This window comes from Pseudorhodoferax aquiterrae, assembly GCF_014652235.1.
GTDB classification, from domain to species: Bacteria; Pseudomonadota; Gammaproteobacteria; order Burkholderiales; family Burkholderiaceae_C; genus Pseudorhodoferax; species Pseudorhodoferax aquiterrae.
Genome location: NZ_BMYK01000003.1, coordinates 458,924 through 483,468 on the forward strand (window position 1 = coordinate 458,924; position 24,545 = coordinate 483,468).

The window sequence follows — 24,545 nt, forward strand, 5'->3', positions numbered from 1 at the left end:
ATGCGCATCAAGTCTTCTTCGCGCAGGGCAAGGAAGACGCGCAGCCACGGGCGTCCCCGGGGTTCGCCAACGCGGCAGAAGTGCTACTTCACGTAGCCCGACACCACCTTCCAGCGCCCGTCCTGGATCTGCGACAGGCGCGACTCGTCGGTGCCCAGGCGCTTGGTCGGGCTGTAGCTGGAGGGCGCGGCGCCGAACATGTCCGTCGGGTAGCTCATGGTGTCCATGGTCTTCACGAAGCTGTCGGTCGTGAGGTTGGGGCCGACCTTCTGCACGGCCTGGAGCAGCTGGTCGAGGATGGTGTAGCCATAGACCGAGAGCACGGTCGGGTCCTCGTTGAAGCGGGTCTTGTACTTGTTGGCCCAGAAACGGATCGGCTGCGAAGCCTCGTCCAGGTAGGGGTGCTGCGCGCCCATCGCCGCGTAGAGCCCGTCCATGCCCTTGCCGCCGAGCTTGTGGATCAGGTCGGTGTAGGCGCCGCTGGAGGCGAAGAAGGTCGGCGCGTAGCCGGTCTTGCGCGCCTCGGCGATGGTGCCGATGGTCTCGCGGATGATGGTGCCCAGCACCACGAAGTCGCAGTTGGCCGCCTTGAGCCGCGCCACCTGCGAGGAGAAGTCCGTCGCGCCGCGCTTGAAGCTGGTCTTCTCGCCCAGTTCCATGTTCAGGGTCTTGAGCCCGGCCTCGGCGCCGCGCAGCACCTCCAGGCCGAAGTCGTCGTCCTGGTAGATGATGCAGACCTTCTTGGCGCTCTTCTCCTTGGCCAGCGTGGGCAGCATCGAGCGGATCTGGTCGTAGTAGGTGGCCGCGAACGAGTACTTGAGCCGGTGCAGCGGCTCGTACATTTCGCGCGCCGCCGTGATCGGCTGGAAATTGACGATGTTCTTCTCGAACTGCACGGGCATGGCCGCCATGTTCTGCGCCGTGCCCAGGTGGCCCGCGACGATGAAGACCTTGTCCTGGTTCACGAGCTTTTGCGCCGCGAGCACCGCGCGCTTGGGGTCGTAGCCGCTGTCCTCGACCAGCAGCTTGATCTTGCGGCCATGCACCCCGCCCTGCTCGTTGGCCTCGTCCACGCGCAGCAGCATGCCGTTGCGCGCCTGCTTGCCGTAGCCGGCCAGGGGGCCGGACAGGTCCTGGATGGTGCCGATCAGGATCTCGCCCTTGCTCACCCCTTGTTGCTGGCCCCAGGCCAGCGGCGAGGCCGCCAGGACAATGGCGGCCAGCGCCGCGGAAACCGTGCGAAACGACATGTGAACCCTCCTGGGACCGCAGTCCGTGCGGTCGATGACACGAACACACAGGGGCCGGATGCGCTGAAGTACAGCCGCACCTTCCCCATCACTTCACGTAATCCGACACCACCTTCCAACGGCCGTCCTGGATCTGCGACAAGCGCGAGATGCTGTTGCCCAGCCGCTTGGTGGCGCTGTAGCTGCTGGGCGCGCCGCCGAACATGTCGGGCGCGAAACTCATGGTGTCCATGGCGGCGACGAAGCTGTCGGTCGTGAGGTTGGGCCCGGCCTTCTGCGCCGCCTGGATGAACTGGTCGATGATGATGTAGCCGTAGACCGAGAACACGGTCGGGTCTTCGTTGAAGCGCGTCTTGTACTTGTTGGCCCAGAAGCGCACCGGCTGCGAGGCTTCGTCCAAGTAGGGGTGCAGCACCGTCATGGTGGCGTACAGGCCGTCCACGGCCTTGCCGCCCAGCTTGTGGATCAGGTCCGAATAGGCCGCGCTGGAAGCGAAGAAGGTCGGCGAGAAGCCGGTCTTGCGCGCCTCGCCGATCGTGCCGATGGTCTCGCGGATGATGGTTCCCAGCACCACGAGGTCGCAGTTGGCGGCCTTGAGCCGCGCCACCTGCGAGGAGAAATCGGTCGCGCCGCGCTTGAAGCTGGTCTTCTCGCCCAGCTCCATGTTCATGGCCTTGAGCGCGGCCTCGGCGCCGCGCTGCACCTCCAGACCGAAATCGTCGTCCTGGTAGATGGTGCAGATCTTCTTGGCGTTCTTTTCCTTGGCCAGCGCCGGCAGCGTGAGCCGGATCTGGTCGTAGTAGGTCGCGGCGAACGAGTACTTGAGCTTGTGCAGCGGCTCGTACATCTCGCGCGCGGCCGTGATCGGGAAGAAGTTGACGATGTTCTTGTCGAACTGCACGGGCATGGCCGCCATGTTCTGCGCCGTGCCCAGGTGGCCGGCCACGATGAAGACCTTGTCCTGGTTCACGAGCTTCTGCGCCGCGAGCACGGCCTTCTTGGGGTCGTAGCCGTCGTCCTCGGCAATCAGCTTGAGCTTGCGGCCGTGCACGCTGCCCTGCTCGTTGAGCTCCTCCACGCGCAGCAGCATGCCGTTGCGGGCCTGCTTGCCGTAGCCGGCCAGCGGGCCGGACATGTCCTGGATGGTGCCGATCAGGATCTCGGTCTTGCCCACGCCCTGCTGCTGGGCCCAGGCCGCAGGCAGCGCCAGTGCGGCGGCAAGAAGCAATGGGATGCGTGCGTGCATGGCGTGTCTCCTGGCTGTTGTGAAACGGAATCAGCGGTACAGGGCCTCGATGCGTTCGGCGTACTTCTTCTCGACCAGCTTGCGCTTGAGCTTCATGGTCGGCGTGAGCTCCTCGTCTTCGGCGCTGAGCTGCGTCTCGAGCAGGAAGAACTTCTTGATCTGCTCCACCCGAGCAAACTTGGCGTTCACGCGGTCGAACTCGCGCTGGATCAACGCCAGCACCTCGGGCGCGCGCGTCAGGCTGGCGTAGTTGCTGAACGGCACGTCCGCGTCCTGGGCGAACTTCTCCACGTTCTCCTGGTCGATCATGACGATGGCCGTGAGGTAGGGCCGGCGGTCGCCGATCACCACCGCGTCCGTGATGTAGGGCGAGAACTTGAGCTCGTTCTCCAGTTCGCTGGGCGTGATGTTCTTGCCGCCGGCCGTGATGATCACGTCCTTCATGCGGTCGGTGATGCGGAAGTAGCCGTCTTCGTCCACCGTGCCCACGTCGCCCGTGTGCAGCCAGCCGTCGGCGTCGATGGCCTCGGCCGTCTTCTCGGGCAGGTTCAGGTAGCCCATGAACACGTTGGTGCCGCGCACCAGCAACTCGCCCGTGGCCGGATCCAGCCGCACCTCGTTGTAGCCCGCGGCCGGGCCGATGGTGCCGGGCTTGATGCGCGTGGCCGGCACGCCGGTGGCGGCGCCGCAGGTCTCGGTCATGCCCCAGACCTCCAGCATGGGCACGCCCAGCGCGAGATACCAGCGCACGAGCTCGGGCGAGATCGGCGCCGCACCCGTCACGAGGTAGCGCGCGCGGTGGATGCCGATCAGCTTGCGCACGTTGTCCAGCGCCAGCCAGCGCGCGATGCGAAAGCGCAGCTTGTCCCACGCCGCCACGGGCCGGCCGGCCAGCACGGCGTCGGCGATGCGCTGGCCCACGGCGATGCTCCAGCCGTAGGCGGCCTGCTGCAGCCGGCTGGCGTCCTTGAGCGCGATCATCACGCCCGAATAGAACTTCTCCCAGACCCGCGGCACGGCCGTGACCACCGTGGGCGCGATCTCGCGCACGTTCTCCGGCACGGTCTCGGGGTTCTCGACGAAGTTGAGCTTGGCGCCCGTGTAGAGCGCGGTGTACTCGCCGCCCAGGCGCTCGGCGATGTGGCACAGCGGCAAAAAGCACATGCGCTCGTCGGTCGCGTCCTGCGCCACCAGCGTGTTGTAGCCGCGCGCGGCATACACCAGTGCGCGGTGGTTGTGCATGGCGCCCTTGGGCTTGCCCGTGGTGCCCGAGGTGTAGACCAGGATGGCCAGGTCTTCGGGCCGGCAGGCCGCCGCGCGCTGCTCCAGCAGGCCCGGGTGGGCCGCGGCATGGGCGCGGCCGCGTTCGCGCAGTGCGTCCAGGCTCAGCACGTCCGGGTCGTCCAGGCCGCGCAGGCCTTCCATGTCGAACACCACGATCTTGCGCAGCAGCGGCAGCTGCGCGCGCACCTGCAAGGCCTTGTCGAGCTGCTCGTCGTCCTCCACGAACAGCACGCGCGTGCGCGAGTCCTCGCACAGGTAGTGCACCTGGCTGGCCGCGTCGGTCGGGTAGATGCCGTTGGACACGCCGCCCGTGCTCAGCACCGCGAGGTCGACCAGCACCCAGTCGACCACGGTGTTGGCCAGGATGGAGGCCGTGTCGCCCGGCGCGCAACCCAGGTCCAGCAGGCCGTGGCCGATCTCGCGCACGCCCTGGGCCACCTGGTCCCAGCTGTGGCTGCGCCAGATGCCGAGCTCCTTCTGGCGCAGCCAGGTGTCCGAGCCGCGCTGGGCGACGGCCTGCCAGAACATCGCGGAGATGGTTTCGCCCGGCACCATGATGTCGGTGCGGGACTGGATGCGCGACAGATCCCAGAGGTTTCCCATCCTTACCTCCAGTTCTTCTTTTTCTTCCAGCGGCGTTCGCCGCGCACGCCGGCTTCCTTCATGCCGAGGTAGAACTCCTTGATGTCGTCCTTCTCGCGCAGCCGGGCACAGGTGTCTTCCAGCACGATGCGGCCGTTCTCCAGCACGTAGCCGTAGTCGGCCACGTTGAGCGCCATGTTGGCGTTCTGCTCGACCAGCAGGAAGGTGGTGCCGCGCTCGCGGTTGATGCGCACCACGATCTCGAAGATCTCCTTGGTCAGCTTGGGCGACAGGCCCAGGCTGGGCTCGTCGAGCAGGATGAGGTCGGGCGCGGCCATCAGCGCGCGCGAGATCGCGAGCATCTGCTGCTGGCCGCCCGAGAGCAGGCCGGCGTCCTGCGCCGCGCGCTCGCGCAGGATGGGGAAGTAGCCGAACACGGCCTCCAGGTCGCGCGCCACGCCGTCGCGGTCGCTGCGCGTGTAGGCGCCCATGGCCAGGTTGTCGCGCACGCTCAAGAGCGGGAACACCTCGCGGCCCTCGGGCACGTGCGACAGGCCCAGGCGCACGATCAGCGCCGGGTCTTTGGCGGTGATGTCCTCGCCCTTGAACTCCACCGAGCCCTTGCGCGGATCGAGGATGCCCGAGATGGTCTTGAGGATGGTGGTCTTGCCCGCGCCGTTGCTGCCCAGCACGGTGGAGATCTCGCTGCGCCGCACCTGCAGGCTCACGCCGCGGATGGCCTTGATCGGGCCGTAGGCGCTCTCCACGTTGAGCAGCTTCAGGACCGGCTGGTCACTGATGGGCGGTGGTACGTCGCTCATGCTGTACGCCTCAGCGTCGTCACGTCATCGACCGAGCCCAGGTAGGCCTCCACCACCGCCGGATCGGCCTGCACCTCGGCCGGCGTGCCCAGCGCCAGCAGCTCGCCCTGGTTCATGGCCAGCACGCGGTCGGACACCTTGGACACCAGCGACATGTCGTGCTCCACCATGAGCACCGTCACGCCCAGCTCGTCGCGGATGTCCTGGATCCAGAAGGCCATGTCGTCCGTCTCCTCCACGTTCAGGCCCGAGGAGGGCTCGTCCAGCAGCAGCAGCTTGGGTTCGGTGCACAGTGCGCGCGCGAGTTCCACCACCTTGCGCACGCCGTAGGGCAGGCCCGCGACCATGGCGTCGCGGTGGTGCTGCAGGTCCAGCAGCTCGATCACGCGCTCGACCTTCTCGCGCGCCTGCAGCTCGGCCCGGCGCGCGCGCGGCGTGAACAGCACGTCGCCCCAGAAGCCGGTCTGGCGGTGCGTGTGGCGGCCGATCAGCAGGTTGTGCAGAACCGTGGCGTGCTCGAACAGCTCGATGTTCTGGAAGGTGCGCGCGATGCCCAGCGCCGCGATGCGGTGCGCGGGTTGCGCCGTCAGCGAGGCGCCGCGGTACAGGATCTCGCCGGAGGTCGGCGTGTAGATCCGGCTGATCAGGTTGAACACCGTGGTCTTGCCCGCGCCGTTGGGGCCGATCAGCGTGAACACCTCGCCTTCCTGCACCTCGAAGCCCACGCGATTCACGGCCAGCACGCCGCCGAAGCGCATGCTGACGTCCTGCACCTGCAGCAAGGGCGACGTGCTCACTTCAACCTCTCGGATTTCTGGAACGACTTCTGCCGCTTGAACATGCCTTTGCGGTAGAACGGGAACATGCTGAAGTAGGTGCGCACCTTGAGCCAGCGGCCGTACAAGCCCAGCGGCTCGAACAGCACGAACACGATCAGCACCAGGCCGTAGACGAAGCCCTGCAGGCCCGGCGCCATCGCGATGGTCTCGGGCAGATAACCCTTGCCCAGTGCGATCAGCTGCGGCATGGCGATCAGGAAGATGGCCCCGAGGAAGGCGCCATGCACCGAGCCCAGCCCGCCGATCACCACCATCAGCAGCAGGTCGATGGACTGCAGCACGCTGAACTGGTCGGGCGACAGGAAGCTGATCTTGTGCGCATACAAGGCGCCCGCCAGGCCGGCCAGCGCGGCCGACAGCGCGAACGACAGCGTCTTGTAGCGCGCGAGGTGGATGCCCATGCTCTGCGCCGAGACCTCGGAATCGCGGATCGCCACGAAGGCCCGCCCGGTCGGCGCGCGCAGCAGGTTCAGGATGGCCAGCGTCGCCACCACGGCAAGCAGCAGGCACAGGAAGTAGAAGCCCTCACCGCTGTCGAGCTTGAAGCTGCCGATGGCCGGGGCCTTCATGTGCAGGCCGGCATTGCCGCCCGTCACGCTCTCCCAGCGGGCCAGCACCTCCTCGACGATCACGCCGAAGGCCAGCGTGGCCATGCCCAGGTAGATGCCCTTCACGCGCAGCGCCGGCAGCCCCACCACCACGCCCACGGCGGCGGCCAGCAGCATCGCCATCAGCATCGCCAGCGGGAAGGGCCAGCCCAGGTTGGTCAGCACGCCCTGGGTGTAGGCCCCCACGCCCAGGAAGGCCGCATGGCCCAACGAGAACTGCCCGGTGAAGCCCGACAGCAGCATCAGCCCGAGCCCGGCGATGCCGTAGATCAGCACGAAGGTCAGCTGCGCCAGCCAGTACTCCGGCAGGCCCAGCGGCGCCAGCACCAGGGCCACGAGCAGGAGGCCATACCAGAAGCGGTGGCCCTCGTGCTTGGCGAGCGCGATGTCCTGCGCGTAGCTGGTCTTGAACAGAAAGCGCATCGTGCTCGGCCCTCAGACTTTCTTGCGCAGGCGTTCGCCGAACAGGCCGTTGGGCCGCACCATCAGCATGACCAGCACCACGATGTAGGCGGCCGTGTCCTTGAAGCCGTCGGGCAGGTAAAAGCCCGCCAGCGACTCGACCACGCCGATCAGCACCCCGCCCACGATGGCGCCCGGCAGGCTGCCGAAGCCGCCGACCACCGCGGCCGGGAAGGCCTTGAGCCCGATAAAGCCCATGTTGGCGTGCACGAAGGTGATGGGCGCCAGCAGCAGCCCGGCCAGCGCTGCTACGGCCGCCGCCAGGCCCCAAACCAGGCCGTTGAGCCGTCGCACCGGGATGCCCATGTAATAGGCGGCCAGCTGGTTCTGCGAGGAGGCCTGCATGGCGATGCCGAGCTTGCTGTAGCGGAACAGTGCGAACAGCAGCGCACACAGCACGCCCGTGGCCCCGATCACGACCAGTTGCTCGGCGTTGAGCACGAGCTCGCCGAGCCGGTAGATCTCGTCCTTGTAGGGCACGGGCAGCGTGTGCGTCTCGGTGCCGATGCCAGGCACCATGGTGACAAGGCCGCGCGCCACGTAGCCGATGCCAATGGTCAGCATGACGATGGAAAACGCCGGCTGCCCCAGAATGGGGCGCACCACCACGCGCTCGAGCAGCATGCCCAGCAGCGCCACGGCCACCACGGCGCAGACCACGGCCATCCAGAACGCCAGGCCCAGCCAGGTCATCGCGGCGAACCCGGCGAAGGCGCCCAGCATCATGAGTTCGCCCTGGGCGAAGCTCACGGTTTCGGTGGCCTTGTAGATCAGCACGAAGCCGAGCGCGATCAGGCCATAGATGCAGCCCTGCGCGATGCCACTGATCACCAGTTGGAGAAACTGCACCCGGCCCCCCGTGTGTTGTGCCCGGGTTTATAGCCGTGCTCTGGGCAACGGCGCTCAGGGTTGTTCCGCATCCACCGGGCAACGGGGCCCAGTCTAGGGTTTTGCCGGGGTCAGGTCGGTGCCGGCGCCGCCGTTGGCTGCACCAAACGCGGCCGTCCGTCGTCGCCGATCGCCACGTAGGTCAGCCGCGCCTCGGTCACCTTGACGTAGCGCTGCGGCGTGTGGCGCCGTTCGGCATAGACCTCGACCTGCACGGTGACCGAAGTCTTGCCCACGCGCGTGATGGCCGCGAAGAAGGACAGCAGGTCGCCCACGCGCACCGGCTGCTTGAAGATGAACTCGTTGACGGCCACGGTGGCGAACTTGCCGACGATGAGCCTTGCCGGCAGCACGCCGCCGGCCAGGTCGACCTGGGCCATGACCCAGCCGCCGAAGATATCGCCGTTGCCGTTGGTGTCCGCCGGCATGGGGATGACCTTGAGCACCAGCTCCATGTCGGTGGGCAATTGGACGGTGGCGCTTGAATCGGTGGACATCCGGGACAATCTCCGCAGAACGAGAACGACGTCCGCGATTGTCATCCATGCGCTCCTACGCCCCCGCTGCCCCCGACACCCCCAGCGCCCCACCCGGCGCCCCGCCCCGCTCGGACTGGGCCACGCTGCGCCGCCTGCTGCCCTACCTGTGGCAGTACAAGTGGCGCGTGGTGTTCGCGCTGGCCTTCATGGTGGGCGCGAAATTCGCCAACGTGGGCGTGCCGGTCCTGCTCAAGAACCTGGTCGACGCGATGAGCCTCAAGCCCGACGATCCGGCGGCCGTACTCGTGGTGCCCGTAGGCCTGCTGCTGGCCTATGGCCTGCTGCGGCTGTCGACTTCGCTGTTCACCGAGCTGCGCGACCTCGTGTTCGCGCAGGCCACCCAGGGTGCGGCGCGTTCCATCGCGCTGCAGACCTTCACGCACCTGCACGCGCTTTCGCTGCGCTTTCACCTGGAGCGCCAGACCGGCGGCATGACGCGCGACATCGAGCGCGGCGTGCGCGGCATCGAGTCGCTGATCTCCTACTCGCTCTACAGCATCGTGCCCACCGTGATCGAGGTGGCGCTGGTGCTCGGCATCCTGGCCGTCAAGTTCGACGCCTGGTTCGCCTGGATCACGCTGGCCGCGCTGGCGCTGTACATCACCTTCACGGTGCTCGTGACCGAATGGCGCACGCAGTTTCGCAAGCAGGTCAACGAATTCGACTCCACGGCCCACACGCGCGCCATCGACTCGCTGCTGAACTACGAGACCGTCAAGTACTTCGGCAACGAAGGCTACGAGGCGCAGCGCTACGACGACAGCCTGCAGCGCCTGCGCCGCGCGCGCCTCAAGAGCCAGACCACGCTGTCCCTGCTCAACGCCGGCCAGCAGCTCATCATCGCGGTGGCGCTGGTGGGGATGCTGTGGCGCGCCACCCAGGGCGTGGCGGACGGCCGCATGACGCTGGGCGACCTGGTCATGGTGAACGCCTTCATGATCCAGCTCTACATCCCGCTCAACTTCCTGGGTGTGATCTACCGCGAGATCAAGCAGAACCTGACGGACCTGGACAAGATGTTCACGCTCATGGAACGCGACCGTGAGGTGGCCGACGCGCCCGGCGCCCAGCCGCTGGACACCGCGCGCGGCAGCGGCATCCGCTTCGAGCAGGTGGACTTCGCCTACGAGCCGGCCCGGCCCATCCTGCACGGCGTGGACTTCGAGATCCCGGACGGCAAGACGGTGGCCGTGGTCGGCCCCTCGGGCTCGGGCAAGAGCACGCTGGGGCGGCTGCTCTACCGCTTCTACGACGTCCAGGCCGGCAGCGTGCGCATCGCCGGCCAGGACATCCGAGCCGTGACCCAGTCCAGCGTGCGCCGCGCCATCGGCATCGTGCCGCAGGACACGGTGCTGTTCAACGACACCATCGCCTACAACATCGGTTACGGCCGCCCCGGTGCCAGCCAGGCGGAGATCGAGGCGGCGGCGCGCGCGGCCCACATCCACGACTTCATCGCCGCCATGCCGCTGGGCTACCAGACCATGGTGGGCGAGCGGGGGCTGAAGCTTTCGGGCGGCGAGAAGCAGCGCGTGGCGATCGCGCGCACGCTGCTCAAGAACCCGCCCATCCTGATCTTCGACGAGGCGACCTCGGCGCTGGACTCGGCCAACGAGCGCGCCATCCAGGCCGAGCTGCAGTCGGTCGCGCGCGGCCGCACCACACTGGTCATCGCACACCGGCTGTCCACCGTGGTCGATGCGCACGAAATCCTGGTCATGGAGGCCGGCCGCATCGCCGAGCGCGGCAGCCACGCCCAGCTGCTGGCGGCCGGCGGGCGCTATGCGCGCATGTGGGCGCTGCAGCAGAACGAGCCGGCACCGGCGGCCGGCGCGGCTCACCAGGCCGTCGGATCGACGCCGTAGAAGGCCTGCAGCTCGGCGTACAGCGCCGGCCGCTCGGCCGCCAGCTGCGGCCCCTGCTCGAAGAACACCTCGGACGCCACGGCGAAGAACTCGGCCGGGTTCGTCGCCGCGTAGTCGCCCAGCAGATTCGGCTCGCCCGCGGCAAGCTGGCGCTGCAGTGCGCTGAACTCGGCCTGCAGTACGCGCGTCCAGCGCGCCGCACTCATGCCGCGCGGCAAGGGCGGCGCGCCATTGGACTGGCCGTCGGCCTGGTCCAGCTGGTGCGCGAACTCGTGCACCACCACGTTGCGCCCGTCCGCCGGGTCGGCCGCGCCGGCCAGCACGTCGTCCCAGGACAGCACGACCTGGCCCTGCGACCAGGATTCGCCGGAGAGCACCTGGCGCTCGTCGCGCAGCACGCCACCGGCCTCGGTGCGCACGCGGTCGACCAGGAAGGCCCCCGGGTACAGCAACACCTGGCGCAGGTTGCCGAAGTGCCCGCCGGGCCGGCCCAGCAGCAGCAGACAGGCCTGGGCCGCGACGACCACGCGCATGGCCTCGGTCACGACCAGGCCGTTGCAACCGATGAAGGGCTTCTCTGCGATGAAGACCTGCATGTGCTGCTTGAGCTGGAGCTGCAGGTCCACCGGCAGGCGGCGCACCTGTGGCACATGGCGCGCCAGCACGCGCCGCCAGGCGGCAGGAAAGGGCTGGCGCGCCAGCGTGCGGCGGCGCCAGGCCTGCCAGGCCGGGGCCAAGGCGATGCCCAGCACGGCCACCAGCGCACCGAACAGGACGGCGCCGAACAGGAACTGGGACAGCGTGGGCATGGATGGAAGAAGGCGTTGATCTGCGCAGCTGGAGGCGTGGCCGGCCATTTCAAGCGATGGGCGTCCTCGCCAAGCACGAAGCATGGCCGCCTGCGTTCTGCGCTACCCTCGCCGCCCCACCATGGACATTCCGACACTGCCCGCCTGGGCCTGGATCCCGATCACGCTGTCCGCCGCGCTGGCGCAGACCATCCGCAATGCCGCCCAGCGCAGCCTGGTCAGCCAGGCCGGCACGCTGGCCGCCACGCTGGCGCGCTTCCTGTACGGCCTGCCGTTCGCGCTGGTGTTCGTGGCGGTGGCGCAGCAGCTCTCGGGCCGGCCCGTGCCGGCCTTCCATGCCGGCTACTTCGGCTGGGTGGCGATGGGTGCCGTGGCCCAGCTGCTGGCCACGGCCTGCCTGCTCAAGGCCATGCAGCAGCGCAACTTCATCGTCGGCGTGGCGTTCTCCAAGACCGAGGTGCTGCAGGTCGCGCTGTTCTCCACGTTCTTCCTGCACGAGGTGCCGACCTGGCTGGCCGCGCTGGCCATGCTGGCGGCCACGCTGGGCGTGGTGCTGCTCTCGCTGCCGGCCCGCGCGGGTGCCGCCGGCGGCGTGGCGGCCGGCGGCGCCAGCCAGGCCGTGCTGTACGGCATCGCCTCGGGTGCCTGCTTCGCGCTGTCGGCCGTGGGCTTTCGCGGTGCGGCGCTGGCCATGCCCGACGTGGCGCCCTGGCTGCTCGGCGGCTGGGGCGTGCTGTGGGCCCAGCTGCTGCAAAGCCTGCTGCTGGGCGGCTGGCTCGCCGCGCGCGACCCCGTGGCCCTGGCCACCACGGCGCGGGTCTGGCGCGTGTCCATCCTGGCCGGTGCCATGGGCGCCCTGGCCTCCACGGGCTGGTTCACGGCCATGGCCATCCAGCCCGCGGCCGACGTGCGCACGCTGGGCCTGGTCGAGGTCTTCTTCAGCCTGCTGGTCTCGCGCCGCATCTTCCGCGAGAAGCTGCGCGCCGGCGAGCGCTGGGGACTGGCGCTGGTGTTGCTGGGGCTGGTCGGGATCTGCCTGCAGCTTTAGGAGGCTGTCAGAAAGGGCAGCACTTCGTCGAGCAGCGCCTGCGGCGCTTCCTCGGCGATGTAGTGGCCGCAGCGCAGCGGCCGGCCACGCACGTCCGCGGCCACGCGCTGCCACTCGGCCAGCGGATCGAAGCAGCGGTGCACCACACCCTCTTCGCCCCACAGCGCGAGCAGCGGCACCGTGAGTTGTCGGCCCGCGGCGCGGTCCGCCCGGTCGTGTTCGAGGTCGATGCCGGCCGAGGCGCGGTAGTCCTCGCACAGGCCATGGGCCGCACCGGGCTGGCGCAGGCCGGCCTCGTACGCGGCCAGCGCGCGCGGGTCGAACGGCGCCAGGCCGGCGCTGCGCCGGCCCACCACGTCGCGCAGGTAGGCGCCCGGGTCGGCCTCGATCAGGCGCTCGGGCAGCGGCGCGGGCTGGATCAGGAAGAACCAGTGCCAGTAGGCGCGCGCGAAGGCCTCGCTGGTCTGCTCGTACATGGCCAGCGTGGGCGCGATGTCGAGCAGCACCAGGCGGCGCACGGCATCGGCATGGTCCACCGCCAGCCGGTGCGCCACGCGCGCGCCGCGGTCGTGCGCGAGCACGTCGAAGCGCGCATGGCCCAGCGACTGCATGAGGCGCAGCATGTCGCGCGCCATGGTGCGCTTGCTGTAGTTGGCGTGGTCCGCGTCGCCCGCGGGCTTGGACGAGCCGCCGTAGCCGCGCAGGTCGGCCAGCACCAGCGTGAAGCGCTCGGCCAGCTGGGGCGCCACCTTGTGCCAGATCGCGTGCGTCTGCGGATGGCCGTGCAGCAGCAGCAGGGGCGGGCCCTCGCCGCCGACCAGCGCGTGGATGTGCAGGCCGTCGCCGACCTGGGCCAGGTGTGGGCGAAAGCCCGGGAACAGGGGGGTGTCCGTCATGCTGCGATGTTAGGAGCGTGGGAACCGTCCAGGCGCTGGCGCGTGCGCGCCGCCACATCGCGCAGCCAGGGCTGGGCCGCCCAGTGGCGCTGCGCGAAGGCCTCGGTCTGCGCGCGGTAGCTGAGCGACAGGCCGATGCTGTCCAGCCCTTCCAGGAACATGCGGCGGTGCCGCGGCAGCAGCGCGAAGCCGGCCTGCACGCGGCGGCTGGCCAGGGTCTGGGCGGCCAGATCGATGTCCACGGCGTTGCTGGCCGGCTCGTCGGCATCGTCCATGAGCTGCGCAACCTGCGCGGGTGGCAGCGCCACCAGCAGCAGCCGGTTGTTCATGGCGTTGGCATGGAAGATCTCGGCGAAGCTCTCCGCCACGATGGCGCGGATGCCGAACTGCAGCAGGCCCCAGACCGCATGCTCGCGGCTGGAGCCGCAGCCGAAGTTGGCGCCACCGACCAACACCGACACGCCCGCGTAGTCGGCACGGTTCAGTACGCAGTCGGGCCGGGGCCGGCCCTGCGCGTCGAAGCGCAGGTCGTACAGCAGGCCGTCCTTGAGGCCGGACTTGTCGATGCCGCGCAGGAACTGCTTGGGCATGATCTGGTCGGTGTCCAGGTTCTCGATGCGCAAGGCGGCCGCGCGGCCCTGGATGCGAAGGGGATCGGTCATGCCAGCAACTCCAGTTGGCGCACGTCGGTGATGCGGCCCGTGACGGCCGCGGCCGCGGCCATGGCCGGGCCCATCAGGTGGGTGATGGCGCCGCGGCCCTGGCGCCCCTCGAAGTTGCGGTTGGTCGTGGACGCGCAGCGCACGCCCTCGGCCAGCACGTCGTCGTTCATGGCCAGGCACATGGAGCAGCCCGGGTTGCGCCATTCGAAGCCGGCCGCCAGGAACACGCGGTCCAGGCCCTCGGCCTCGGCCGCCGCTTTCACCGCGCCCGAACCCGGCACGACCATGGCCCGCACGCCGGCAGCGACCTGGCGGCCGCGCGCGACGCCGGCCGCCGCACGCAGGTCCTCGATGCGGCCATTGGTGCAGGAGCCGATGAACACGTGCTGGATGGGCGTTCCCGCGATGGGCGCGCCGGCCGGCAACCGGGCATAGGCCATGGCGCGCTCGGCGCTGCTGCGCTCAGGGCCGGCCGGCAGGTCCGCCGGCAGCGGCACATGGCCGTCGATGGCCGCCACCTGGTCGGGGCTCGTGCCCCAGGTGACCTGCGGCGCGATCCGGCTGGCGTCGAAGCGGTGCTCCACGTCGAACACGGCGCCTGCGTCGCTGCGCAGCGCCTGCCAGGCCGCGAGCGCCGCCGCACGGTGTTCGGCCAGGTCGGGCGCGCGCGCCAGCACATAGTCCACCGCCTTGGCGTCTGGTGCGACCAGTGCGCCGCGCGAGCCGGCCTCCACGGTCATGTTGCACAGCGTGAAGCGGGCCTCGATCGACAGCGCATCGATCGCGCTGCCGCTGAACTCGACCACGCAGCCGCGCGCGCCCTGCGCGCCGATGCGGCCGATCACGGCCAGCACCAGGTCCTTGGCCGTACTGCCCGCGGGCAGCACGCCGTCGACGCGGATCAGCATGCTGCGCGCGACGCGGTAGGCCAGGGTCTGCGTGGCCAGCACATGCTCGACCTCGGTCGTTCCGATGCCGAAGCCCAGCGCGCCCAGCGCGCCGTAGGTCGTGGTGTGGCTGTCGCCGCAGATGATGACCATGCCGGGGCGCACCATGCCGTGCTCGGGCGCGATGACGTGCTCGATGCCCTGCAGCGCATCGTTGGTGTCAAACAGCGGGATGCCGAAGCGCGTGCAGTTGCGGTGCAGGTTGCTGGCCTGCAGCGCCGAGGCCGCGTCGGCGATCACGCGCACCTTGCCCGGGTGCGTGGGGATGATGTGGCTCACGACCGCCACGTTCTGGCCCGGCAGGGGCACGCCGCGGCCCTGCTCGTCCAGGCCTGTGAAGGCCTGCGGGCTGGTGTACTCGTTCATGAGGTGCAGGTCGCAGAACAGCAGGATGTTCTCGTCGTCGAGCGCGGCCACGGTGTGGCTGTCGACCAGCTTGCGGTAGAGGGTGCGTGGGGTCATGTTGTTCATTCGGCGGTGATGCCGCGTTCCTTGATCAGCCGGGCCCAGCGCGGCAGCTCCGTGGCCAGGCGCTGGCGGGCCTCGGCCGGGCTGGCGGCCAGCGGGTCGAAGCCGTCCCTGGCCATGCGCGCCTTGACGGCCTCGGTGGCCAGCACCTGGTTCAGGCGGGCGTTGAGCTTGTCGAGGATGGGCGCTGGCGTGCCGGCCGGCGCGAACACCATGAACCAGGTCTCGAAGGCATAGCCCGGCAGCCCGGCCTCGGCCAGGGTCGGCACGCCGGGCAGCAGTGCCGAGCGCTGCGGCCCCGTCACGCCGAGCGCGCGCAGCTTGCCGGCCTGCACATGGCCCTGCGCGGCCGACAGCACCGGAAACGACAGCTGCACCTGGCCGCCGATGGTGTCGACCAGGGCCGGGCCGCCGCCGCGGTAGGGCACGTGCACGATGTCCAGCCCGCCGACGGCCTTGAACAGCTCGGCCGCCATGTGGAAGGTGCTGCCGCTGCCGGCCGAGGCGTAGCTGAGACTGCCCGGCTTGCCCTTGGCCAGTGCGATCAACTCCTTGAGATCACGTGCCGGCAGCTTGTCATTGACGACCAGCACATGCTGCGAGCTGGCGACCATGCCGAAGGGCGCGAGGTCCTTGAGCGTGTCGTAGGGCATCTTCGGCGTCAGAGCCGGGTTGATGGCCAGCGACACGGTCTGCAGGCCGATGGTGTAGCCGTCGGGCGCGGCCTTGGCCACCACGTCCACGCCCAGGTTGCCGCCGGCGCCGGCGCGGTTCTCGATGATCACGGGCTTGCCCAGGGCCTGGCCCCAGGCGTCGTTGAGCAGGCGCGCGACGATGTCGGCGCTGCCGCCTGGCGCATAGGGCACGACCAGCCGCACGGGCCGCTCCGGATAGGTTTGCGCCCAGGCGGGGGCGCTCGATGCGATGGCGGCCAAGGTGGCGAGAAGCGTCCTGCGGTCCATGTTTGTCTCCAGCGGTTCGGGGGGTGCTGGTATCGTATTGGTGACCGCCGAGAAAGCAATTTCGTGTCTCGGCACAACATCTTCAACCCGCAGGTTATGAATGAGCGCGATCACCGACCTCGCCTTCTTCGCGCAGTTGGTCAAGGCCGGCAACTTCACCAGCGCCGCCCAGGAGCTGGGCCACACGCCCGCCGCGGTCAGCAAGCGGCTGGCCGCCATCGAGCGCCGGCTCGGCGTGCGCCTGCTACAGCGGACCACGCGGCGCATCGGCCTCACCCCCGAGGGCGAGATGTACCTGGTCGAGGGCCAGCGCGTGCTGGCCGATCTGGAGGCGCTGGAGCGCGCGGTCTCGGGCAGCAGCGAGAAGCCGGCCGGCCTGCTGCGCGTGGCCGCCACGCTGGGCTTCGGCCGCAAGCACATCGCGCCGGCGCTGTCCGGCTTCGCGCGCCAGTTCCCCGATGTCGAGGTGCAGCTGCAGCTGACCGACCGGCCGGTGGACCTGGTCGGCCAGGGCTTGGACCTGCAGATCCGGCTCGGCGAACTGCCCGACTCCAACCTGACGGCGCGGCTGCTCGCGCACAACCGGCGCGTGCTCTGCGCCTCGGCCGCCTACCTGCGCGCGGCCGGCACGCCCGCGCATCCGCGCGAGCTGGCGCGCCACGCTTGTTTGTTCATCCGCGAGCACGACGAGACCTTCGGCACCTGGCAGCTGCAGTCGGGCGGGCGCTCCGAGAAGGTCAAGGTGCGCGGCCCGCTGGCGGCCAACGACGGCGAGAGCGTGGTCGGCTGGGCGCTGGACGGCCACGGCATCCTGATGCGCTCGCTCTGGGAGGTGGCGCCTCTGCTGCGCTCGGGCCGGTTGCGGCCCGTGCTGGCGGACTGGGCGCTGCCGCCGGCCGACATCCATGCGGTGTTCCCCACCCGCAGCCACCTGTCGGCCAAGACCCGCGCGCTGGTGGACTTCCTGCTGGCGGCCTTCGAGGCCCATCGCCGCGATGGCGACGGCGGTTGGTGAGGCTCAGCCGAAGGTGAACGCGTAGCCGCGCGCGCCGGCGTCGAGGAAGCGGATCTCCACCGTGCGGGCCTTGACCGCCCCGCCCTGGCGCACGAGCTGGTACAGGCGCGTGGCGTCGACCACGCCATTGCCCTCGGCATCCACGTCGGCGCCGTGGTCCGCGCCCGGCGGCTGGCCGTCCAGGGTCAGGCGAAAGCGCAGCGGCCCCGCCGCGTCGGCCCTGCCCAGCACCAGGTTGGCGTCGCGTGCCTGGAAGCGCACCGCCAGGCGACCTCCAGCCTCTGCGCCTTCGACGTACTCGGGCCGCAGCGTCCAGGTACCGGCCAGCGACCAGCTGTTGGTCTGCAGCGCGGCCGGTTGGTAGGGCGCCGGCTGGTCGGTCACGATGCCGCCGGCCACGCGCGGCGCGCTGCCCTTCTCGTAGCCCAGGTAGGTCTCGGGGCTGCGCAGCGTCGCGGCATCGGCGGCCAGGCCCAGGCCGCGCGTGTCGGCCTGCACCTGGGGCGCGGCGCTGTCGGGCGCAGGGCTGCCCGCCTCGCGCAGCAGTTCCTCGATCACGCGCTCGGAGGCCGCGTAGCCGCCTTCGCCGAACTGGTGGTGGCGCACGCGCCCCTGCGCGTCGATGAAGTACAGCGCGGGCCAGTACTGGTTGCCGAAGTTGCGCCAGATGCGGTAGCCGTTGTCCTGCACCACGGGGTAGCCGATCTGCAGGTCGCGCAGCGCGCGCTGCACATGGCCCGTCTCCTTCTCGAACGCGAACTCGGGCGTGTGCACGCCCACCACGACCAGGCCGCGGTCGGCGTACTTCTGCGCCCAGGCCTTCACATAGGGCAGCGTGCGCAGGCAGTTCACGCAGGAATAGGTCCAGAAGTTCACGAGCACGACCTTGCCGCGCAGCGCGGGGATGGACTGCGGCGCACCGTTCAGCCACTGCGTGCCGCCTTCGAGGTTGGCGCGTGTGGATTCGACGGGCAGTCGGCTGGGCTGGGGCTGCTCGGCATGGGCCTGCGGCAGCACACGCTGCAGCAGGCCGGCCTCCAGGCCTGCGGCGCCGGGCGCGGTGGACCGCGCCAGCACGGCCGTGTCCAGGCCCGTCGCCACGGCCGCCACCGCGGCCAGCATGGCGACCCCTGCGGCACGGCGGCCGGCCGCACCGGGCAACAGCCGCGCCTTCAGCGCCGCCAGCGGCCGGGCCCCCATGCGCAACCCCAGCCCCAGCGCGACGGCCGCGCCGGCACCGTAGGACAGCAGCAGCCAGCTGGTGTGCACGCCCGGACCGGCCAGCGCGGCCGTGGAGAGCACCAGGCCCAGCACCGGGCCGGCGCAAGGCGTCCAGATGAGGCCCGTGGCCAGGCCCAGCAGCAGGGCGCCGCGCCAGCTGCGGCTGTCCTGCGTGGCGGCCAGGCGCGCACCGGCCCGCACCAGCGGCGCGCTCCACCAGGCGGCCAGCCGTGACGACAGCAGCGAGGCTGCGAACAGGGCCAGCGCCGCCAGCGCGATCCAGCGGCCCACGAGGTTCAGTTGCACGGCCCAGGCGCCTGCCACGGCGCCCAGCGAGGCGACGAGCGCGAAGCTGGTCGCCAGGCCGGCCAGCAAGGGCAGCTGGCCCTGCACGAAGGGCCGGTCGTGCCGCGCGAAGACGAAGGGCAGCACCGGCAGGATGCAGGGGCTCAGCACGGTCAGCATGCCGGCGACGAAGGCAAGGATGGCGAGGGTCATGGCAGCTCCAGGCGATGCGGTGGCTCAGAGCCGCGTGACGTCGATCACCGCCTGCGCGAACGCGGCCGGCGCCTCCTGCGGCAGGTTGTGGCCGATGCCGCCGTCCAGCTGGCGGTGCTGGTAGCGGCCGCTGAACTTCTTCGCGTAGACGGCCGGGTCGGGATGCGGCGCGCCATTGGCGTCACCCTCCATCGTGATCGTCGGCACGGCGATCTGGGGCGCCTGGGCCAGCCGCTGCTCCAGCGCGTCGAAGCGAGTCTCGCCCGCCACCAGGCTGATGCGCCAGCGGTAGTTGTGGACCACGATGGCCACGTGGTCGGGGTTGTCGAAGGACTGCGCGCTGCGCTGGTAGGTGGCCTCGTCGAAGCGCCAGCGCGGCGAGGCCTGCTGCCAGATGAAGCGGTTGAAGGCCACCGGGTCGGCGGCGTAGCCGTCGCGGCCGCGGTCGGTCGCGAAGTAGGACTGGTACCACCAGGCGAACTCGGCCGCCGGCGACTGGGGCCTGGCGTTGGCCTGCGGGTTGCCGATCAGGTAGCCGCTCACGGACACCAGGCCGGCCACGCGCTCGGGCCAGACCGCGGCCACGATGCAGGCCGTGCGCGCGCCCCAGTCGAAGGCACCCAGCACGGCCTGGCGGATGCCCAGCGCGTCCATCAGCGCGACAACGTCCTGCGCCACCGCGCCCTGCTGGCCGTTGCGCGGCGTGGCCTCGGACAGGAAGCGCGTGCCGCCGTAGCCGCGCAGGTAGGGCACGATCACGCGGTAGCCGGCTGCTGCCAGCCGCGGCGCGACGTCGACGAAGGCGTGGATGTCGTAGGGCCAGCCGTGCAGCAGGATGGCGACCGGGCCATCGGCCGGGCCGGCTTCGGCATAGGCCACGCGCAGGTCGCCCGCAGCGACGGTCTTGAGCGGCCCGAAGCCCGTGGCGCCGGCCGCCGCGGCGGCCCGGGCCGGCGTAGCCAGCAGCGTGGCGAAGGGCGCGGTGGCAAGGGCCAGGGCGGCGCCGCCCAGGAACTGGCGGCGGCGGGAGGCGGAGAGGGTGTCAGCGGTGTGCATGGCAAGGCCTTTCGGTAGGGGTCGGACGTTGCCGGCGCGCTGTGCGCCGGCTGGCCTCCAGTACACCGCCGTGGTGTATGTGGCATGTGTCATGGACACCCTGCGATTGCATGGCCATGTCGCCGACGGCGGGCCGGATACACAGCCATACAAAGCCGCAGGCGGCGCCTGAAACGACACCGCCACCCGGAGGTGGCGGCAATGCGTCGAAGACAGGCGGCGCTCAGCCGCCACGCCGCCGCGGTGGCGGCGTGGCGTTGGCCGACGGTACGGCGCAAGGCCGGCCCGCGGGCTGGCTCAGCTCCGAGGCCAGCCCGCCGAACAGGAACAACAGCGAAAACAGCAGCTTGCGCATGGCGGCCCCTACGCGTCCTGCGCCTGGACCTGCACCGCGAACACATAGCCCTCGCTGCGCACGGTCTTGATGTAGCGCGGCTCGCGCGCGTCGTCGCCCAGGCACTTGCGCAGGCGGCTGACCATGAGGTCGATGGAGCGCTCGAACAGCTCGGCCTCGCGGCCCTGCGTGATCGACAGGATCTGGTCGCGCGTGAGCACCTTCTGCGCATGGTCCACCAGCACGCGCAAGAGCCGGTATTCCGCGCCGCTCAGCGAGACCACCGTGCCCTCGCGGTCCAGCAGCACGCGCTCCACGGTGTCCAGCCGCCAGTCGCCGAAGGCCAGGAAGCGCGCCTCGTCGGTGCTGCGCAGGTTGGGCGGCAGCATGCGCGTGCGCCGCAGCACCGATTTCACGCGGGCCAGCAGCTCGCGCGCGGCGAAGGGCTTGGCCAGGTAGTCGTCGGCGCCCATCTCCAGGCCCAGCACGCGGTCGGCCTCGTCGCCGCGTGCGGTGAGCATGATGATGGGCAGCGCCTTGTGCTTGCCGGCGCGCAGGTCGCGGCACAACGTGAGCCCGTCCTCCCCGGGCAGCATGAGGTCCAGGATCACGAGGTCGAAGGGCCCGGCCGTCTCCAGCGCCTGGCGCATGTGCCGGCCCGTGGGCACGGTGGTCACGCGCAGGCCGTTCTTGTGCAGATAGGCGCTGACCAGGTCGCGGATCTCGCGGTCGTCGTCGACCAGCAGCAGGTGGTCGGCGGCAGGCGTGGTGGCATTCATGGGGTGTGCTCGGTCATGGAGGTCGGCAGGCGCAGGCCGGCGCACAGGCCGCCTTCGGGTCGGTTGCGCAGCGCCAGGGTTCCGCCCAGCGACAGCGCCAGCTGGTGTGCGATGGCCAGGCCCAGGCCGGAGCCGCCGGTTTCGCGGTTGCGCGAAGCCTCCAGGCGGTAGAAGGGTTGCAGCACGGCGGCCAGCTGGTCCTCGGGGATGCCGGGGCCGGCGTCGCAGACCTCGATGCGCACGGCGTCGTGCTCCAGCCGCACAGCCAGCTCCGCACGCTCCCCGTACTTGAGCGCGTTGTCGACGAGGTTGGTCAGGATGCGGCGCAGCGCCTGCGGCCGCGTGGCGAGGGCGATGCCGGCCTCGCCCGTGAGCGTGACCGGGCGGCCGGTGTCGGCATAGTCGTGGACGAGGCTGCGCAGCAGCGCGTCCAGGTCGAGCCGGCGCAGCGGCTCCTCGATGCCCTGCAGCGTCTTCGCATAGCCCACGCCCTCCTGCACCAGCGTGCGCATGGCCTCCAGGTCGGCGCGGAATTTGTCGGCATCGGGCAGCTCGTCGGCGAGGTCCACGCGCAGGCGCATGCGCGTGATGGGAGTCTGCAGGTCGTGCGAGATGGCGGCCAGGATCTGCATGCGCTCCTGCACGGTGCCGGCGATGCGCCGCTGCATCGCGTTGAAGGCGCGCGCGGCCTGCGCCACCTCGGCCGGCCCGTCCTCGGCCACGGGCGAGGGCCGCAGGTCGGGCCCGAGCCGGTCGGCCGCCTGCGCGAGCCGCGCCAGCGGGCGCGTGACCAGCCGCATGCCGGCCCAGGCGCACAGCGCCAGCACCAGCAGCTGCGCGGCGAGCAGCCAGGTCACCCAGTCCGCCACTGGCATGGGCACGCGGCGCGCCAGCACGTAGAGCGCGGAGCCGTCGCTGAGCCGCAGCTGCATGCGCACGGCATCGGACTGGCCAATCTGCCCAATGGCCAGCACCGGGAACGGCTGCAGCGCCTGCGCCACGACCTCGGCGAAGCGGGCCAGCGCGGGCGCCGTGGGCGGCGGCGTGTCGACCGCACCTTCCAGCGCGAAGCTGTAGTTGGGCCGCTCCAGGCGCGGGAACCAGGCGGCGCGCTCGTCGGCGGGCAGCCGGTCCAGGATCGCGACGGAGCTCGCGATGTCGCGCTCCACGCCGCTGAGCATGAGGTTCATGAGCGTCTGCCCGCGCTCGTGGCGGATCGCGGCATAGGTCAGCAGCTGGGCCAGCGCCATGCCCAGCACCACCAGCAGCGTCACGCGCGCCAGCAGCGTGCGGGGCCAGAGCCGTCGCAGGAAGGCGCGCATCTGCAACGCGTCAGGCGACCGACAGCGCGACGGCGATGTTGCCGCGCGTGGCCTTGGAGTACGGGCACAGCTGGTGCGCGGCCTCGACGATGGCCAGCGCGGTGTCCTGCGGCACGCCGGGCACGTGGACCCTGAGCCGTGCCGCCAGCTTGAAGCCATCGGCGCCCTCGACCAGATCGACCTCGGCATCGACGGCCAGCTCGGCGGGCAAGCGCAGGCCCTGGACCTGGGCCGCGCGGGCCATGGCGCCCATGAAGCAGGCCGACCAGCCGGCCGCGAACAGCTGCTCAGGGTTGGTGCCGGGGCCCACAGTGCCGAAGCGCGTGAGCATGACATCCAGCCGGCCGTCGTCGCTGCGCGCGGCGCCGCCGAGTCCGCCCGTGGTGTGGGTGCGGCCGGTGTAGAGAACCTTGTCTTGGGTGGTGGTCATGGTGTGCATCCTTCGGAGGGTCTTGTCGAAATGACGGCGCGATTGTTCTGCTGCGCGGCGTTCTCTCCGAGGGGTTTTCTGACCGCATGTAGGTACCGGGGCAGCGGGTACACAACGATACAAAATGGGGCGCACTCACCCCAGCGCTGCGATGGCAATGGAGCCGGTCAGACCAGAATCAGCCCTCCGCGCGCGGCTCGGTCTCGGCCACAGGCTCGTCCTTGAACTGGGCCAGGTCGCGCACGTTCTTCTGCACCGCAACGCCGCCGAACAGGCTCAGCAGGAAGGCCATGGCATAAAAGCCCTTCTCGCTGGACGCGAGCGTCGCGTTCCACAGGCCCACGGCCAGCAGCAGCACTGCGACCACCAACGAAACCCAGCACAGCGCGAAGTACATCCCGGTCACGGGAATGCCCTCCAGCCGGTCGCGCACCGACTTCTGCAGCGAGACCGCGGAGAACAGGCCGTACATCAGCAGGGTGAAGTAGTAGCCCTTCTCGTTGAGCGCCATGCCGGCGTTCCACAGGCCGAGCAGGTAGACCGCTGCGCCGAGCAGCAGGGCCACCCAGGATGCGCCGACGAAGGCGGCGGTGGGCTGCTGGATCTGGATCTGTTTGTTCATGGCTCCCCCGGGTCTCTGGTTGGACCGCGCGATTGTGGGCCATGCGCGACCGCGCCCGCCAGCGCGCATCGGCCGACAGGTGGTGAAGGGCCATGGCCCACGGAGGGCTGCATGCAACGCCCGGCCAGGGCACACTCACGCCTTCGCCGCCCCGCCCCTGCTCCCGTGGACTTCCTGCTCCAGACCCTCGCCCAGTACGGCATCGCCTTCGTCTTCGCCATGGTGCTCGTGGAGCAGCTCGGCGCGCCCATCCCCGCCTTTCCCGTGCTGATGCTGGGCGGCGCGCTGGCCGCGCGCGGCGAGCTCGGGCTGGCGCCGCTGTTTGCCGCCGCCATGGCGGCCACGCTGATCGCCGACAACCTCTGGTACTGGGCCGGCGAGCGGCTGGGCCGGCGCGTGCTGCGGCTCATGTGCAAGCTGTCGCTGACGCCGGACGGCTGCGTGCGCCAGACCGAATCCATCTTCCTGCGCTTCGGGCCCGCCTCGCTGGTGGTGGCCAAGTTCGTGCCGGGCTTCGCCTCGGTGTCCACGGCCATGTCGGGCGCCTTGCGCATCCGGCGCGCCACCTTCGTGCTGTTCGACGCGATCGGCAGCGCGCTGTGGATTGGCCTGGGCGTGGCGCTGGGCTGGCTGTTCGCGCCGGCCATCGAGGAGGCGCTGGCCACGCTGGCTGAACTGGGCCGCTGGGGCCTGGCGCTGCTGCTGGCGGCCGTGCTGGTCTTCGTCGCGGCCAAGTGGTGGCAGCGGCACCAGTTCCAGCGCCAGCTGGCCAGCGAACGCATCAGCGTGGACGCGCTGGCCGCACGGCTGGACCGCGGCGAGCCGGCGGTGCTGGTCGACGTGCGCGTGCCCGGCAGCCTGCCGCACGGCCGCATCCCGGGCGCGCTGCAGATGCAGGGCAAGCAGCTGCCGGCCGAGATCGACACGCTCGCGCGCGACACCCTGCTGGTGGTCTATTGCGCCTGCCCGAACGAGGTGTCGGCCGCGTTGGTCGCCCAGCGCCTGCGGCGCCGCGGCTTCACACGCGTGCTGCCGCTGCTGGGCGGCGTGGACGCCTGGCTGGCCGCCGGGCGGCCCCTGGCCACACCCTGA

24 protein-coding genes are annotated in these 24,545 nt (G+C 70.4%); 4 read left to right on the forward strand and 20 right to left on the reverse strand.

Features of this window, described 5'->3' with window-relative positions:
* Positions 1 to 83: 83 nt before the first annotated feature.
* The 8 genes from IE209_RS07495 to IE209_RS07530 all read right to left on the reverse strand — a co-directional run bounded on the left by IE209_RS07495 (position 84) and on the right by IE209_RS07530 (position 8,477).
* Positions 84 to 1,250: an ABC transporter substrate-binding protein gene (locus IE209_RS07495; protein WP_189686325.1), complete on the reverse strand. Its 1,167-nt coding sequence runs from the start codon at positions 1,248 to 1,250 to the stop codon at positions 84 to 86.
* Positions 1,251 to 1,338: 88 nt separating this feature from the next.
* On the reverse strand, positions 1,339 to 2,496 hold the full coding sequence (locus IE209_RS07500) for an ABC transporter substrate-binding protein (protein WP_189686326.1): 1,158 nt from the start codon (positions 2,494 to 2,496) through the stop codon (positions 1,339 to 1,341).
* Between the two features lie 30 nt (positions 2,497 to 2,526).
* Positions 2,527 to 4,383, reverse strand: a complete 1,857-nt coding sequence (locus IE209_RS07505) for an AMP-dependent synthetase/ligase (protein WP_189686327.1) — start codon at positions 4,381 to 4,383, stop codon at positions 2,527 to 2,529.
* A 2-nt stretch (positions 4,384 to 4,385) separates the two neighbouring features.
* Entirely contained in the window at positions 4,386 to 5,183 is a 798-nt protein-coding gene (locus IE209_RS07510) for an ABC transporter ATP-binding protein (RefSeq protein ID WP_189686328.1), read from the reverse strand.
* Entirely contained in the window at positions 5,180 to 5,941 is a 762-nt protein-coding gene (locus IE209_RS07515; protein ID WP_189686425.1) for an ABC transporter ATP-binding protein, read from the reverse strand. Before IE209_RS07515 ends, IE209_RS07510 begins: the two co-directional genes overlap by 4 nt.
* Before the next feature lie 35 nt (positions 5,942 to 5,976).
* Complete coding sequence (locus IE209_RS07520) at positions 5,977 to 7,053, reverse strand: branched-chain amino acid ABC transporter permease (RefSeq protein ID WP_189686329.1); 1,077 nt, start codon at positions 7,051 to 7,053, stop codon at positions 5,977 to 5,979.
* Between the two features lie 12 nt (positions 7,054 to 7,065).
* Entirely contained in the window at positions 7,066 to 7,941 is an 876-nt protein-coding gene (locus IE209_RS07525) for a branched-chain amino acid ABC transporter permease (RefSeq protein ID WP_189686330.1), read from the reverse strand.
* Positions 7,942 to 8,051: 110 nt separating this feature from the next.
* A complete protein-coding gene (locus IE209_RS07530; protein ID WP_189686331.1) occupies positions 8,052 to 8,477 on the reverse strand; it encodes an acyl-CoA thioesterase in 426 nt (141 codons plus the stop codon).
* Positions 8,478 to 8,524: 47 nt separating this feature from the next.
* Here IE209_RS07530 and IE209_RS07535 point away from each other — a divergent pair, with 47 nt between their 5' ends.
* Positions 8,525 to 10,384, forward strand: coding sequence for an ABCB family ABC transporter ATP-binding protein/permease (locus IE209_RS07535; RefSeq protein WP_189686332.1), 1,860 nt, complete (start codon positions 8,525 to 8,527; stop codon positions 10,382 to 10,384).
* Here IE209_RS07535 and IE209_RS07540 read toward each other — a convergent pair.
* The gene (locus IE209_RS07540) at positions 10,357 to 11,193 is read right to left on the reverse strand and encodes a M90 family metallopeptidase (RefSeq protein WP_189686333.1); all 837 of its coding nucleotides are present in this window, start codon (positions 11,191 to 11,193) and stop codon (positions 10,357 to 10,359) included. The genes IE209_RS07535 and IE209_RS07540 overlap by 28 nt on opposite strands.
* Positions 11,194 to 11,314: 121 nt before the next feature.
* Between IE209_RS07540 and IE209_RS07545 the strand changes: the two genes are divergently transcribed.
* On the forward strand, positions 11,315 to 12,241 hold the full coding sequence (locus tag IE209_RS07545) for an EamA family transporter (RefSeq protein WP_189686334.1): 927 nt from the start codon (positions 11,315 to 11,317) through the stop codon (positions 12,239 to 12,241).
* On the opposite strand, the gene IE209_RS07550 is transcribed toward IE209_RS07545, so the two are convergent.
* From IE209_RS07550 to IE209_RS07565, 4 genes are read right to left on the reverse strand one after another with little or no spacing between them, the layout of a single operon-like run.
* Entirely contained in the window at positions 12,238 to 13,137 is a 900-nt protein-coding gene (locus IE209_RS07550; protein WP_189686335.1) for an alpha/beta fold hydrolase, read from the reverse strand. The genes IE209_RS07545 and IE209_RS07550 overlap by 4 nt on opposite strands.
* Positions 13,134 to 13,799, reverse strand: a complete 666-nt coding sequence (gene leuD, locus IE209_RS07555) for a 3-isopropylmalate dehydratase small subunit (RefSeq protein WP_189686336.1) — start codon at positions 13,797 to 13,799, stop codon at positions 13,134 to 13,136. The genes IE209_RS07550 and leuD overlap by 4 nt, the downstream gene beginning before the upstream one ends.
* Positions 13,796 to 15,208, reverse strand: coding sequence for a 3-isopropylmalate dehydratase large subunit (gene leuC / locus IE209_RS07560; protein WP_189686337.1), 1,413 nt, complete (start codon positions 15,206 to 15,208; stop codon positions 13,796 to 13,798). Before leuC ends, leuD begins: the two co-directional genes overlap by 4 nt.
* Positions 15,209 to 15,213: 5 nt before the next feature.
* Positions 15,214 to 16,176, reverse strand: a complete 963-nt coding sequence (locus IE209_RS07565; RefSeq protein ID WP_189686338.1) for a tripartite tricarboxylate transporter substrate binding protein — start codon at positions 16,174 to 16,176, stop codon at positions 15,214 to 15,216.
* Positions 16,177 to 16,276: 100 nt separating this feature from the next.
* On the opposite strand from IE209_RS07565, the gene IE209_RS07570 reads away from it, so the two are divergent.
* On the forward strand, positions 16,277 to 17,191 hold the full coding sequence (locus tag IE209_RS07570; RefSeq protein ID WP_189686339.1) for a LysR family transcriptional regulator: 915 nt from the start codon (positions 16,277 to 16,279) through the stop codon (positions 17,189 to 17,191).
* 3 nt (positions 17,192 to 17,194) lie between these two features.
* Here the strand turns inward: IE209_RS07570 and IE209_RS07575 are convergent, their stop codons facing one another.
* From IE209_RS07575 to yiaA, 7 genes are all read right to left on the reverse strand, one after another.
* Positions 17,195 to 18,910, reverse strand: a complete 1,716-nt coding sequence (locus IE209_RS07575) for a cytochrome c biogenesis protein DipZ (RefSeq protein WP_189686340.1) — start codon at positions 18,908 to 18,910, stop codon at positions 17,195 to 17,197.
* Between the two features lie 24 nt (positions 18,911 to 18,934).
* A complete protein-coding gene (locus IE209_RS07580; protein WP_189686341.1) occupies positions 18,935 to 19,966 on the reverse strand; it encodes an alpha/beta fold hydrolase in 1,032 nt (343 codons plus the stop codon).
* A 223-nt stretch (positions 19,967 to 20,189) separates the two neighbouring features.
* Positions 20,190 to 20,321 carry a hypothetical protein gene (locus IE209_RS34165; RefSeq protein WP_268245949.1) on the reverse strand — a complete coding sequence of 44 codons (132 nt, stop codon included), beginning with the start codon at positions 20,319 to 20,321 and terminating at the stop codon, positions 20,190 to 20,192.
* Positions 20,322 to 20,329: 8 nt separating this feature from the next.
* A complete protein-coding gene (locus IE209_RS07585) occupies positions 20,330 to 21,079 on the reverse strand; it encodes a response regulator (protein WP_189686342.1) in 750 nt (249 codons plus the stop codon).
* Entirely contained in the window at positions 21,076 to 22,401 is a 1,326-nt protein-coding gene (locus IE209_RS07590) for an ATP-binding protein (RefSeq protein ID WP_189686343.1), read from the reverse strand. Before IE209_RS07590 ends, IE209_RS07585 begins: the two co-directional genes overlap by 4 nt.
* A 10-nt stretch (positions 22,402 to 22,411) precedes the next feature.
* On the reverse strand, positions 22,412 to 22,831 hold the full coding sequence (locus tag IE209_RS07595; protein WP_189686344.1) for an organic hydroperoxide resistance protein: 420 nt from the start codon (positions 22,829 to 22,831) through the stop codon (positions 22,412 to 22,414).
* A gap of 178 nt (positions 22,832 to 23,009) precedes the next feature.
* Complete coding sequence (gene yiaA, locus IE209_RS07600) at positions 23,010 to 23,453, reverse strand: inner membrane protein YiaA (RefSeq protein WP_189686345.1); 444 nt, start codon at positions 23,451 to 23,453, stop codon at positions 23,010 to 23,012.
* Positions 23,454 to 23,618: 165 nt separating this feature from the next.
* Here yiaA and IE209_RS07605 point away from each other — a divergent pair, with 165 nt between their 5' ends.
* Entirely contained in the window at positions 23,619 to 24,545 is a 927-nt protein-coding gene (locus IE209_RS07605) for a DedA family protein/thiosulfate sulfurtransferase GlpE (protein ID WP_229882725.1), read from the forward strand.